Genomic DNA, 15440 nt, shown 5'->3' with positions numbered 1-15440 from the left:
CTCTTTATGAAACGAATCTGCGGTGGATTACTGCGTCTTCCTGTTTTTATTTTTCTTATTTCAGGATTTTTTGTGAACAAAACCTGGGCTCAGAACAAATTGTTCATGAACCCGATCAAATATACAGACCGGCAGCTGGAAGTATACGGCTCTCCGTGCAGCGATCCCGCTCAGATCCATCTATTTATTAACAATGTTCCAGTCAATCCTGCACAGCTGACCACCAAGTTTATTGTCGGTGGTTACTGGGCTTTTGAGATGGATTTCGGACTTATGAAACCCGGGGACGTATTTAAAACTACCGATGACTGTGGCGGGGTACCTTATCAGCAAACCGTCAAAGACGACTATGTGTACGTAGAAGTCCCCGGTGGAGCAGCCACCGCAGGGAATGGAATCGGCCCGGATGACCAGTATCCGCCATATGCCAAGTTAAGTAGCGCGGTTGCCGTCGGAAAGTGTTCGCCTGTTAATATTGATTCCCACGGCCTTGTGAGTTATTATGTTTTCAGCCCGCAAACCGGCGGTACTTTTTTGTTAAATGGCTCTCCTTTAACGAATGGCGCCACGGGCATCAATCCGGGCGGTTATGAAATCAATTTCAACGGTTACCAGGGAAGGCCCGTTTACAGCATCAATGCCAACGGTTCTATAACCGCCAACACGGCTGTAAAACTGGAAAGTAAAACGCATTATTCCGGCCAGGTCCCAATCTCGCTGGAATACCGTCACGACGGTGGCGTAGTTGGAGGGGATTTGTCATTCGGGTTTAAAGCCATGTCGATACGACAGGTTAAAAACAACAGTTTTAACATCGAAAAAGCATCGCTTGGCGGTAATTTCAATACAGTTACTTATACTTCAAATCCAAATTCAAAATTTAAAATTACTTACGACGGTGTTTATTACCGGGCCTATATGGACAACGTATTGGTGGATGAACTGCGCCGTTTTGTAGAATACGGAACATCCAGCGGTACGCTTACGCCCGGTTCGAGTGCCGGACTGGATTATAGCACGCCGGTTACCTGGAGTGGTATGCAATCGGGGCCTCAATGGGTCAGTGTGCTGATCGACGGGGTTTTGTATACCCGCCAGCAGTTTCAGGTGGCGCAGGACATCACGATCAATCCGGTTGTGAGTAACATCGCATGCAGCGGGAGCAGTTCGGGCGGTATTACCGTTAATGCCACGGGAGGAGTTGCGCCTTTACAATATGCACTGAATTCAGGAGCATATGTTTCAGGTAATGTTTTTTCCAATCTTGCAGCAGGAAATTATGTGATCAAAGTACGGGATGCCTCCGGCTGTACGGCCACGCGAAATGTTACCGTTGGTTCTTCCGTGGCCTTGCAGGTTTCGGTGGCAGCCAAAACAGATGAAAGCTGCTCGGCCACAGCCAATGGTTCTCTGACCGTTCAGGCTTCGGGTGGCGCTTCGCCTTATCTCTATTCCAAAGACGCAGCGACTTATGTAACCTCCAACGTTTTTACGGGTCTGGTTGCCGGCATTTATACTTTTCAAGTAAAAGATAACAACGGCTGTATTGGCACGGTTTCTGATACGATAAAAACGACGAGCAAATTACTCGCGACCATTGCAAGTCAGCAGAATGTCAGCTGTTTTGGTGGTAATACCGGATCAATAACCATTGGAACGGCGGGATCAGTCGTAAGCGGAAGCTTACTATTTTCCATTGATAACGGAGTAAACTTTCAGGCCTCTAACGTTTTTACAAATCTGACTGCCAATACCTATAAGGTTATCGTAAAAGATAATACATGCTCGATTTCGGTTAATGCCACAATCACCCAGCCGGGAGATCTCACCATTGCAGCTGTCTTAAAACAGGCGGTGTCCTGTAACGGGTTAAGCGATGGTATGCTGGAAGCAACGGCGAGTTCGGGAACGGCGCCTTATCAGTTTTCCATCAATGGAACGCAGTATGTTTCATCGGGGATTTTCGGCGGCCTCGCTTTGGGTAATTATAAAATATGGGTAAAAGATGCCGCCGGCTGTGTTAAAGAATCTGTTGTGGTGCCGGTATCTCAGCCCGATGCGGTCTCCGTTTCTATTTTGAATAAAACCGATGTTTCCTGTTTTGCAGGCTCAAATGGTTCTTTGACAGCAACCGGACTGGGAGGCACATTCCCGTATCAATTTTCCAAAGATGGCGTAAATTTCCAGCCGTCACCCACTTTTTCGTCGCTTGCTTCGGGTAATCAACTGATCACCATCAAAGATGCAAACGGCTGTAAGGCAACGGTTAAAGGGGATATCCTGCAACCTGCCGACATTACAATCAGTGCGGTTAACAGTATAACAGTGAGTTGTTTTGCCGGAACTAATGGTCAGATCAAGGCAACCGGATCGGGCGGGACGGGGATTTTAAAGTATGCGATCAATGGAACTGATTTTACAGCCCAGACTATTTTTGATGGTCTTCCTGTTGGCAACTATCAGGTCACCGCGCAGGATGCGAACGGTTGTAAAAAGGTGTCGGCAATTACAAGCGTAACGCAGCCAACACAGATTGTACCAACGTTCACGAAGTCTGACGTAAAATGTTTTGGGGGAGCGGATGGTTTGGTGACGGTTGCGGCAACAGGCGGGACAGGCGCTTACACTTATTCAAAAGACGGGACAAACTACCAGACTGCCGGTCTGTTTCAGTCTTTACCGGCCGGAAGCATTACCTTTTATGTGAAGGACGCCAATAACTGTGTCCGCACTGTGGACGTAACCATTGGCCAGCCGAGCGCGCTTGCTGCCACAGTCTCAGCTTCCCAACAGGTATTGTGTTATAATGGAAAGAGCGGGATTATTCAGGCTGCGGCTTCGGGCGGAACAGCACCTTACCAATATTCAGTCAACGGAACGACGTATCAGTCATCCGCGACTTTTGCTTCACTTCCGATCGGTACCTATAAAGTATGGGTGAAAGATGCTAACGGATGTGTGAAGGAAACGGATGGTATCACGTTGACACAACCCACGGAATTGGTCGCATCGATCGCTTCGCAAACCGCGGTAAAATGTTTTGCAGGCAGTGACGGATCGGTGCAGCTTGCTGCAACAGGTGGCGTGTCGCCTTATAGTTACGCCCGAGACTCGGTGAATTTTCAGGTATCACCTTCGTTTTCAGGTTTGCCCGGTGCTGCCATCCGTTTTGTGATCAGAGATGGAAATGGCTGTACAAAGCCAGTGACTGCGCAGGTAACCCAGCCGGCGCAGGCTTACACAATAACCCTGGCTTCGCAAACGAACCTGAGCTGTTACAACGCCAACATTGGACGGATTGAAGTAAAAAATAATGGCGGAACAGCGCCGTATCAGGTTTCCGTTGATAACGCCAAATTTCAGGCTTCGGATGTTTTTAGTAACCTGTCTGCCGGAACGTATACCGTGTATGGTCAGGACGCAAATAATTGCAAGTTTACGTTAACAGGTATAAATTTATCGCAGCCCACGGATATTGTGGTTTCGTTGATCAGCAAAAAAGATGTCGACTGCGAATATTACCAAAAAGGAGAAGCACTGGTGTCTGCCAGCGGATCAACAGGAAATTTTTCTTATGCTCTGGGTGGTTTTGATTTCAAATTCAATGCTATTAGCGCCGTTACAAATACAACGGGATTTTTTGAAAATCTGAAAGCCGGGGATTATACCGTAACAGCCCGTGACCAGTCGGGTTGTACCAAAGAGTTTCCGGTAACTATTATCCCGAAAAATACAAACATCCGCTACGATGTCAGTAAAACGCTGCCTTCCAACTGCAACAGTCAGGATGGAACGATCAGCATCATTAACACGTCGGGTGGGAAGCAACCCTATCAATACAGCATCAGTTCTCAAAACAGTTTCGGAAGTAACGCTACTTTTGGCGGACTTTTAAACGGAACTTACATCGTTACCGTTGCGGATGAGCTTTGTTCTTATAAAAAAGAAGTGGATCTGACCGTGCCCGGCAGTATCAAAGCATCCTATACCATTGATCCGATTAGCTGTACAACGCCCGTCGCCAATCTGAACGTGAATGCCATCAGTGGAGGGAATGGCGGATATCAGCTTTCGTTAAACGGAGCTCCGCTGACGGCATCCCGGAGTTTTGCCAATCTTCATCCAAATGTATATAACCTGCTGATCCAGGATAACCCGCTATCGTGCAAGACCGTTTTGGGTATCGAAATCAAGGAACAAAACCGTGCGGATTTACAGATTGTCTCCAAACAGGACGTACTGTGTTACGGTGGAAACAGTGGGGTGATCAATATTAAGGGAGACAACAATGTAGGCCCTTTCAGCTATGCTATCAATAACGGGTCTTTTGGCAGCGATGGCACGTTCACCGGTCTTTCCATTGGCACCTACCGCTTATATGCCAAAAACCGGATGGGCTGTGTAGATAGTCTTCGGGTGACTTTGATGCAGCCGACGCAACTCAGCAGCAGTTTTACCAAAACCGATAACAGCTGTAATGGTGACAATACCGGAGCACTGGAATTGTTCGGAACCGGTGGAACGCCGGCATACAGTTATTCGATCGACGGAGCAAATTTTGTTTCGACGGGTAAATTTACTTCACTAACCGCCAATACTTATAACGCTTATGTTAAGGATGCAAACGGTTGTATCAGCGTGCAAAATGTGCCAGTTGTTCAACCCGCTTTGTTGACGATCACGCCGGTTTATCAGGATACGATACGCTGTTTTGGGGAAGCTAATGGCGTGGTCAATGTTGTTGCGGGAGGCGGGACACCTTCCTATGTTTATTCGATGAACGGGACAGATTATTTCCCGGATGCAAGTTTTAAAAACCTATCCGTCGGTACCTATAAATTTTACGCCCGTGATGTAAAGGGTTGTTTGAAAACCAGCGAACTCAGCATTGCTCAGCCAGCGCTTTTGGAACTGGGATTGGTATCTCAGACAGATCCGTTGTGTTTTGAAGGCAAAGATGGCAGTATTCAGGTGGCTGCGAAAGGAGGGAATGCCGGTTATATTTATACGCTTGATAATGCGGTCAGCCAGCCGACGAGCCTTTTTCAAGGACTGACGCAATCGGTTTATTCCATCACCGTCAAAGACCGTAAAGGATGCAGTGCGAGTATGAAAACGGTCGAACTGAAATGGCCGTCGAAAATCCAGTCGAAATATGCCACGGTCATGCCGGCCTGTTTTGGAGAATCAAGCGGGACAATTACCGTGGAAGTAAGCGGGGGAAGTCCGGGATATCAGGCGCTTTTCAACGGACAGAACTTTAACGCCGTGAATAATCTGTTCACTTTTGCTAATGTAAAATCGCAAACATATCCGATTGAAATAAAAGACCAGCACGGTTGCATTGACAAACTGGATGTGCTGTTATCGCAGCCAACGGCGCTGGTAAGCAAAGTAACTGTTACCAATAACAATTGTTTCGGTGATAAAACCGGTAAACTGGAAGTATCTGCGGAGGGTGCAACGCCATCTTATCTGTATGCTTTAAACGGCGGGGCTTATGCTGACAATGGCACTTTTGCCGACCTGACTGCCAGTGCCTACACGGTCCGTATCAAAGATACAAAGGGCTGTGTGCTGACAAAAGAAGTGGAGGTTATTCAGCCAACGGCGGTGAGACTGCTGGCTGTGAATCAGGATACAGTACGTTGTTACGGTGAGAAAAACGGTAGTATCCGAATTTTGGCCAGCGGCGGTACTCCCGGTTATGTCTACTCTCAGGATGGAACGCAGTTTTATTCCGACAGCACCTTTAAAAACCTGGCGGCGGGAGCTTACAAATTCTGGGTAAAGGATACCAAGGCATGTTTGCAGACGACGTCATTAAGCATTACCCAGCCAGCCGTTCTGGATTTGAGTTTGACAGGTAAGACGGACCCGCTTTGCGCCGGTGAGCAAAATGGGCGTATTATACTGGCCGCAACGGGTGGAAACGGCACTTATACCTATTGGAAAGATAATGTAACGCAGCAAAAGAACGGCACATTCGAAGGATTGACACAGGCTGAATACACCTTCAAGGTGGTGGATCGCAGGGGATGTGAAGACACCGTTACCAGTGTAAAACTGGTTTGGCCAAAATCGCTTTTAAGTCAGGTGAGCTGGAAGGGGCCTGTTTGTGATGGTGATAATAACGGAAGCATTTCCATGAAACTGGCCGGTGGAATTGCGCCGTACACGGTTAGCGCACCTCAAAATGCGGGAGCAGCTGTTAACACCGGGGATGTCTGGGATTTCAAGAACCTGTCTGCTGGTAAATATATATTAAATGCACGGGACGCGAACGGCTGTCTGTCGGTTTCGTCGGTCAACGTGCCGGCGCCGGAAAAATTCAATACCATCAGTTTTCCGGTCACAGAGGCGGTTTGCAAGGGCCAGGAAATTGTGCTGGATGCAGGGAATCCCGGCAAATTTGTCACCTGGTATTACAAGGAACAGGTTATTGCCGAAGCCAAAAATCAGCAAAGCCTCAATGCTGTGGAGCCTGGTATGTATAAGGTGGTCGTAACCAATGAAACGGGCTGTTCTGTAAGTCGGGAATATAGGCTTGAAAACAATAACAACGCTTTAAAAGCTGATTTTCTGATGACGGTTCAGGCTTTTGTCGGAGATACGGTGAAGGTGCTGGATATTTCAAAACCTGCACCGGATGAGATCATCTGGGAGCTGCCGGCACAAGCCCAGACGATATTGAACGAGATCACAAAACTGTCGTTTGCTGTGATCGAAAAAGGGGAATATCCGATTAAGATGACTGCCAGAAAAGGCGATTGTATCAATACGAAAATCAGGACCATCAAGATTTTTGACAAGGAAGATATCGATCAGACGGATTCGCTGCTTCATTATCAGGAAATCAATATCGTGCAGGAAATGCTCGTATATCCCAACCCGAATTTCGGGAAGTTCACCGTGTCGGTAAAACTGGCCAAGGTCAGTGATGTGATGTTATCCATCTCGAATTCGAGTACAAACACGCCGGTTTTGAAACAGGAAAAGAAAGGGGAGAAGGAGTACACTTTTGAAATAAGCCTCAGAGATTTTATGCAGGATACCTACGTGGTCACCATTCAGGCGGGCAAGTCGGTACTGTTTAAAAGGGTACTGATGATGAATTGAACATTAGCGGTTGGCTATTAGCTGTTGGCGGTTGCACTGAGGCAGTGCGACTTCCCCAGTCTAAATTTTCTCTTTTAAAAAAAATCAATTATGGCTAAAATTATACATGTACTCATACTGCTTTTGCTGATTTCTTCAGTAGGTGATCCTGTGGAATGTTGGGCGCAGAATAGTTCGCCGCTGGGCTTAGAAAAACTCGGTGAGCTAAAAAATATTTCGGTAAAAAACGAGCTGAAAAAGGGAATTAAAGTTTCAGGGATGGCCGGGGCTAACTTCGTATACTACCACGCGGCTGGTATAACCGACCGCAGAAGTATTCCGTTTAATACGCTTTTTACGGGTAATCTGAATGTTGATCTTTTTGGCAAAATTAAGATGCCTGTCAGTTTCAGTTTGTCGAATCAGAACATAAACTGGTCACATCCGTTTGACCGGAAATACCAGTTTATGCAGCCTTTCAACCGGTTTGTGCTAAAACCGACCTACAAAGGCTTTACGCTTCAGGTGGGTGTTTGCAGCATGAATTTCTCTCCGTTTACACTGGCCGGGCATCGTTATGACGGTGTAGGGCTTGAATATAAATCAAAGCAAAATCCATTCTATTTTGGGTTAATGCTGGGTAATCTTCGCCGGGCTATCAGGGTGGACAGCTCCTATTATACTTCCAACAACATTCCGTCCTACAAACGATCCGGAGTCGGCCTTCAGCTTGGTTACCGACAGAAGGAAGATAAAGTGGAGCTGATCTTTTTTACAGCTTCTGATAAACTGAGTTCGTTGCCCTATACCCTGGACGATTATCATATTTCACCGGAGCAAAATGCGGTTGTTTCTTTAAAGGGTGCTAAGGTGATACAAAAGAAATGGGTAGTTGATGCAGAAATTGCGGTTTCAGCAGTTACCCTTGATACCCGCGCGCCACGCTTGGAAAGGCAGTCCAATATCGTCAGCAGTTACCTGGGGACGATCAGCCCGGGCAGTTCAACCGAATATAAAAAGGCGATAAAAACGGCGGTTACGTATCGGGGCAAGGGTTTTAATACAGGCATTGAGTATAGCAGGATTGACCCGGGTTACCGGACTTTGGGCGCTTATTATTTTGCCAATGATCTGGAAACTTATGCGGGTAAAATAGCGGGACAGCTGCTTGCGGGCAAGCTGAATGTCAGTGCCAATGCTGGTATTCAGCACGATAACGTACAAAAGCAAAAGTTGAAAACCCTCAAACGCTGGGTAGGAGCTCTGAATGTCACCTACGTGCCGGCTGAATGGATAACGACTATGCTGAGTTATTCGAATTTTACGAGTTTCTCAAATCTGAGGCCAACGTACGATTACCTCAAACAGATCACTCCTTATCAGGCGCTCGATACACTCAATTTTAAACAGATCAACCAGAACATTCAGGCGGGTGTCAATGTGGTTCTGCCTTCCAAAAATGAAGATATCACCCAAAATATCGGGTTGAATCTGGTTATGCAACGCGGCAGCGACAACCAGGGCAATTTGAAAGTTAAAAACAATTTGAGCAATACTTCGCTGGATTACAGCTATGGTGTAAAACCGCTGAAAATGAACATATCTGTTTCGCTATATTATTCCGATAGTGATATTTCCGGGTTGACAGGCACGCAATGGGGGCCGTCGCTGGGATTTGGGAAAGGGTTTGGAAATCAGGACGGGATCCAATGGAAAACCCAGTTCAACGGTACTTACACGTCCGGCAAAATGGACAAAGTCTCGCAATCAATGCTGAATCTCAGGGCTGGTGTTTCTGCCAGTCTGACCCGGCAACTGAACCTGACCACCAACATCATTTACCTGAACCGCAGGAACGTCAGCACAGAACGGTATATCCCGTCATTCCAGGAGATTACGGCCACGCTGGGGCTGGTTTATAATTTCTCGGTTTTGTAGGGTATGACCAGAGAAAAACTTGTGACCATCTAATTCAATTCAACAGATAATCCAACCGGTAAACACATACTAATGAGATCATTTATTTTGCTGCTCTGCCTTCTAACTGCTTTGTTCAAAACAAATTTGGCGGAAGCGTATAGCAGAACTGCTGAACACAAACCGGGTTTTACAAAGGATGAAAACCTTCCTGCCGCCCTGCGTGACGGACGACATTTTTTTATCCGTGAACATGCCCTGGCCGGACAGCCAAGTCAGGCAGAGATTGATGCGGCCATGGCTGCATCTGTGGCGCAGGGGCGGATCATCCAGGTTACAACCGGTGGGCTGAACATCCCTTCCTTGCTGAAAGAGATCACCAGTTTGCCTGTTGTGTTTCGAAGCAGGATCAGCGGACATGATTATGACATTGTTATTATGGGCATGCGTTTTACGCCGACGGGTGCAACGCTGAGCATGGGATGCCGGTTTACTTTGCCGGGCAACGCTTTGCCGGGCAACGCCTTGCCAGATTCCCAAACAAATCTCTATTTTGGTTCTAACGACATCGCCGTGTCGGGTAAAAGCGGATTTGCAGGTGATCTTCCCATATTAAAAACGTCATTGGGTGATGCCAAATCTTCGGAACTGGATGATCCTGGCAAGCTTTTGGGAGGGCAAACATCTTTCGCTGAGTTTGCGCTGCCGGGTTTTGGCAGTAATCTGACGATGGGGCTGGGTGCGGATTCCAAACTAAGTTTTACCTGCGGTGCCTTTAATACGTTTTCTTTATCCGGTTTTGTAAAAGCTTATAATCTTGTTGAAAAAGAGACTGCGGATGGAAAGAAGGTGGCTGATGGCAAACCTTTGCTGCTCGTTTTTACCGGTCAGCAGACTTCTGACTGGAAAGATATTTTTATTGACGCCAAGGTTGCATCCGCGTTTCACGCAGCGAGTTACCCTGACCTTGGGTTTCATTTTGGTAGTGACAACCTGGCAAAAATTGATTTAAGTATGCTTCGCAACCCGGCCAATCTGCCTTCCTGTGCGCAGGTGTCGGCCGAAAGCTGGCAGGGTATCGCCTTTCCGACTTTTAAACTCAGGCTTCCTGCATTTTTCAAATTACGCTCTGCTGCAACGTTGGCGATGGGAAACGTGGCACCGGCCACCGGAAAAAATCTTTTCATGGATGCGAAGGGGCTACTCGGAAGTGTTGGAGCGGAAAATGTCTACACACTTAAAGAGGGTTATACCGACGAGATCAACAAATATGATATGTCGCTGGATAACCTGACTGCCAATTATTCGTGTAATGGCCAGGTAACGGCTTCGATGCTTGGAAAAATAGCCATGCCCTGGTGTGGGGAAAACTCAAAGTCTGATGCGCCTTTGCTCCGGTACAGCTTTCGGTATACCAATAACCGTTACGAAGTATTTGTCAAGGACACCGAGCAGGGCAATTATGGTTCTGGTCCCTATCTACTTTCGACGGGTTCACAACTGGCTTTCAACGTAACCGACAGCAAGTTTTTGATTCAAACAAAATCAACTGAAAAGCCTGTGATTTCGGCGGATGTGTATGGTAACAGCGTTTGCCGTGATTTTCCGGCAAAACTTTCGGCTTCTCAATGTACCGACAAAGCGCTGATATGGAGTACCGGTGCCTCGGGTGCCAGTCTGGAAGTTAAACCTGCGGTTACTACTACCTATACGGTTAAATGTCGGGATAAATATTGCGTTTCTGCCAGCTCTGATTCTTTAAAGATCACGGTTTATGAATCACTGCCGAAACCCGCTTTGATTGCGGGGCGCGATGCTTTTTGTCGTTATGAAAGCACGGATCTGAGTGCCGATAACTGTGTAGGGAAAATAGAATGGAAAAATCCGGGCGACGGTTCGTTTGATGGCTCCGGCGCAGATCAGCGGGTACAGCATGCCAGTTTTTCAAACGTAAACCAGGCTACTGATTTTACTTATCTGGTTCGTTGTAACCTTAATAGCTGTCTGAGTCCGGAAGCGGCGAAAACGCTGCGCGTTAATCCCGAACCTGCTGCTCCGAACCTGTATTCCAATGCGCCCAATAACACCATTGATAAAAACGGCAGTGTTACCATTGGTGGAAACTGCGCCAATGGTGACCGTCTGGTGTGGGAGAATTTGCCTCCGGGCGGCGTTCCGCAGTCTACGGTGACGCTGGCTTCAACAACCAGTTATGCGGCGATTTGCTGGAACGATGCGACGGGCTGCCAAAGTCTGTCGAAAAGTTCGATCACCATCAACGTTTTATACTTCCCACCGGCAGCACCGACAAACCTGGCTTTTTCCGGTGCCGGAACCAACTTTCTGACATTGACGTGGCAGGATAATTCAGGTAATGAAGACGGGTTTACCATTTTAAGGTCCACCTCGCCAACGTTTGCCAATGCACAGACAGTCGGTAATGTGGGCGCTAACATCACATCCTTTCATGACAATAATTTGACGGAAGGCATCACTTATTACTATCAGGTCATTTCGCATAACCGGTATGATAATGGTTATTCAGACTGGGCGTCGAGAAGTACCGTCATTACACCCGGTGCACCAGAGCTCCGGGCCGATAATCAGAATATTGTAAAGGGTACTGCGGCGCGTGTGTCGGGGTATTGCCCGGTTGGAAATCTGGTCTGGACGGTTCCGGTTGGTTACGGCGGCGGTGAAAGGGTACAATACGAGAATACCACTTACTGGGCGAAGTGTGTGAATGAAGGTGTTGAAGGAAGGGGTGGCAGCATAACGGTTTCTGTTTACGTTCCAACGCCGGGAGCACCGGAACTATCCGCTTCCAGCACCAACATCGTAAAAGGAGGCAAGGTAAATGTAACGGGTACCTGCGCCAGCGGGACATTGGTCTGGACCGTTCCTGTTGGTTACGGAGGCGGTGAACGTACGCAAAATGAAACGACCACTTACTGGGCGAAATGTGTGAATGATGGTGTTGAAAGTGGCGGGTCGAGTATTACGGTTTCGGTGTATGTTCCGACACCGGGTGCTCCGCAACTATCAGCTTCGAATACAAGTATCGTGAAAGGCAGCAAGGCAAACGTGTTCGGCACGTGCCCGTCAGGAACCCTGGTCTGGACAGCACCTGTCGGTTTTGGCGGTGGTGAATGGCTGCAACAGGATAACGTGACTTACTGGGCGAAGTGTGTGAATGAGGGTTTTGAAAGTGCGGGGGTAAGTATTACGGTTGCGGTGTATGTTCCGACACCGAATTTGCCTCAGTTGTCGGCTACAAGTACCAGTATTGAAAAAGGAAGTCCTGCGAATGTGCACGGGACTTGCGGCAGCGGTACGCTCGTATGGACTGCTCCGGTGGGTTATGGAGGCGGTGAAAGGGTTCAATATGAAAATACTACTTATTGGGCAAAGTGTGTGAATGAGCGAGTAGAGAGTGCTGGTGCGAGTATTACGGTTTCGGTATATGACAAGCCAGTGGTGCCGTGTAACTTGCCATCAGTTCCATGGATTTCTGTTGATGACATCACAATCACTTCTGGCACCTGGGGAAGGCTGACTGCTAATGGTTGTGATGGCGGTTCTATCCAGTGGAATACCGGTTCAACCGATCGCAGCATAGGTGTGAACCAGGGCGGGTATTATACGGCCACCTGTACAGTTCGCAATGACTGCGGCAGCAGTACCGGCAGTGACGGCGGGACGGTCAATGTTCAGAATGCACCTTGTAATCCACCATCTACGCCATGGATTTCAGTTGATGACATCACAATCACTTCTGGCACCTGGGGAACGCTGACTGCTAATGGTTGTGATGGCGGTTCTATCCAGTGGAATACCGGTTCAACCGATCGCAGCATAGGTGTGAACCAAGGCGGGTATTATACGGCCACCTGTACAGTTCGCAATGACTGCGGCAGCAGTACCGGCAGTGACGGCGGGACGGTCAATGTTCAGAATGCACCTTGTAATCCACCATCTACGCCATGGATTTCTGTTGATGATATCACAATCACTTCTGGCACCTGGGGAACGCTGACTGCTAATGGTTGTGATGGCGGTTCTATCCAGTGGAATACCGGTTCAACCGATCGCAGCATAGGTGTGAACCAAGGCGGGTATTATACGGCCACCTGTACAGTTCGCAATGACTGCGGCAGCAGTACCGGCAGTGACGGCGGGACGGTCAATGTTCAGAATGCACCTTGTAATCCACCATCTACGCCATGGATTTCAGTTGATGATATCACAATCACTTCTGGCACCTGGGGAACACTGACTGCTAATGGTTGCGATGGTGGTTCTATCCAGTGGAATACCGGTTCAACCGATCGCAGCATAGGTGTGAACCAGGGCGGGTATTATACGGCCACCTGTACAGTTCGCAATGACTGCGGCAGCAGTACCGGCAGTGACGGCGGGACGGTCAATGTTCAGAATGCACCTTGTAATCCACCATCTACGCCATGGATTTCAGTTGATGATATCACAATCACTTCTGGCACCTGGGGAACGCTGACTGCTAATGGTTGTGATGGCGGTTCTATCCAGTGGAATACCGGTTCAACCGATCGCAGCATAGGTGTGAACCAGGGCGGGTATTATACGGCCACCTGTACAGTTCGCAATGACTGCGGCAGCAGTACCGGCAGTGATGGTGGGACGGTCAATGTTCAGAATGCACCTTGTAATCCACCATCTACGCCATGGATTTCTGTTGATGATATCACAATCACTTCTGGCACCTGGGGAACACTGACTGCTAATGGTTGCGATGGCGGTTCTATCCAGTGGAATACTGGTTCAACCGACCGTAGCATTGGCGTGAACCAGGGCGGGTATTATACGGCCACCTGTACAGTTCGCAATGACTGCGGCAGCAGTACCGGCAGTGACGGCGGGGCGGTCAATGTTCAGAATGCACCTTGTAATCCACCATCTACGCCATGGATTTCTGTTGATGATATCACAATCACTTCTGGCACCTGGGGAACACTGACTGCTAATGGTTGCGATGGCGGTTCTATCCAGTGGAATACTGGTTCAACCGACCGTAGCATTGGCGTGAACCAGGGCGGGTATTATACGGCCACCTGTACAGTTCGCAATGACTGCGGCAGCAGTACCGGCAGTGACGGCGGCACTGTAAATGTTCAGAATGTACCTTGTAATCTGCCATCTACGCCATGGATTTCTGTTGATGACATCACAATCACTTCTGGCACGTGGGGAACGCTGACTGCTAATGGTTGCGATGGTGGTTCTATCCAGTGGAATACAGGTTCAACCGACCGTGGCATTGGCGTGAACCAGGAGGGCTATTACACCGCAACCTGCACCGTTAGTAATGCCTGTGGTAGTAGCAGCAACAGCGATGGCGGAACTGTGCATATAAAGATTTGCAATCCACCGTCGACACCCTGGATTGCTGTTGAAGATATTACAATTGATTATCTTGCCTGGGGAACCTTGGTTGCCCAAGGTTGTGAAGGCGGATCAGTTCAGTGGAGTAATGGTTCAACGGAGCGCAGTATTCGTGTTAATAAAGCGGGAATATTCACGGCGACATGCGCCGTAACGAATGAATGCGGTACTAGTCAAAACAGTGACCAAGCATCTGTTCGTTTGACTTTGCCTTGTTTTGTAAGTCGTCCGGTCTTTAACATTAACGGAAATTCTAATTATCAGGACAATGTTACCATAAATCAAGGTGAAAGTATTCAGGTCGGAGCCTCTTGTTTATTAGGACAACTGAGTTGGAGTGCTGGGTCTCCCGGCAATTACAGGCCTGATAATAACATGACCTTTGTTGCCAATTGCTCTCAATCTACTTGCAGTAACTCTTCTACTTTTACAGTAAATGTTATTAAGTGCACTCCTCCATCAGCTCCGTCTCTGTCTGGGCCAACTTCTGTAATAAAAGGATTCTCAGCGACATTAACAGCCTCCGGTTGTCCTCAGGGGAGTGTTTACAATTGGAGTCCATCGGGTGATGTATCGAATATAGGAAGTGCCTCACAAAATGTAGTGAATATACTGTCGGAGACGCATGTCTCAGTAAGTTGTACATATAATGGATGTAGTGGGCCCCAGGCTGCAATAAATATTACACCGCGAGAGCGCACTCCCGGACCGGGTGAAGAAGGGGGAAATTCTGGATGTAAATCTCATTTTATAAAGCCAAATGGAAATGAAAATTCCGAATGGATGGTGAGTTACATATCATGTGAGGGAAAACAAGAAATCATCCGTAACACTTGGGGTGACGATAATCCAGGTTTTTATGTGAGTGCACAAGACGGCAAGATATCCTGTTCCGGATCTAATGGGGGAGGATGTAAAATTGATTGATGAGAAAGTCTAATGCTCTTTAGTCGCATTAGCGGTCAAAGAGCATTAGATTTTCTCAAATAGTTTTTGACAATTAA

At 47.8% G+C, this 15440-nt stretch carries 3 protein-coding genes; all 3 read left to right on the top strand.

The annotated features are described in order from the left end of the window. The first annotated feature begins 6 nt into the window (after positions 1-6). Entirely contained in the window at positions 7-7119 is a 7113-nt protein-coding gene (locus M1L62_RS06545; protein WP_254412226.1) for a T9SS type A sorting domain-containing protein, read from the top strand. Between the two features lie 90 nt (positions 7120-7209). Then, on the top strand, positions 7210-9036 hold the full coding sequence (locus M1L62_RS06540; RefSeq protein WP_254412225.1) for a hypothetical protein: 1827 nt from the start codon (positions 7210-7212) through the stop codon (positions 9034-9036). A gap of 72 nt (positions 9037-9108) precedes the next feature. After that, entirely contained in the window at positions 9109-15363 is a 6255-nt protein-coding gene (locus M1L62_RS06535; RefSeq protein WP_254412224.1) for a fibronectin type III domain-containing protein, read from the top strand. The last annotated feature ends 77 nt before the right edge of the window (positions 15364-15440 follow it).

Source organism: Dyadobacter diqingensis, assembly GCF_024220585.1.
GTDB lineage: Bacteria > Bacteroidota > Bacteroidia > Cytophagales > Spirosomataceae > Dyadobacter > Dyadobacter diqingensis.
Note: the sequence above shows the minus strand (reverse complement) of the source record. Positions and strands in the feature narration are given on the sequence as shown.

Bases quoted from the DNA above. Each gene is read 5' to 3' on its own strand.
- M1L62_RS06545 (WP_254412226.1), top strand. From the start codon at position 7: ATGAAACGAATCTGCGGTGGATTACTGCGTCTTCCTGTTTTTATTTTT.
- M1L62_RS06540 (WP_254412225.1), top strand. From the start codon at position 7,210: ATGGCTAAAATTATACATGTACTCATACTGCTTTTGCTGATTTCTTCA.
- M1L62_RS06535 (WP_254412224.1), top strand. From the start codon at position 9,109: ATGAGATCATTTATTTTGCTGCTCTGCCTTCTAACTGCTTTGTTCAAA.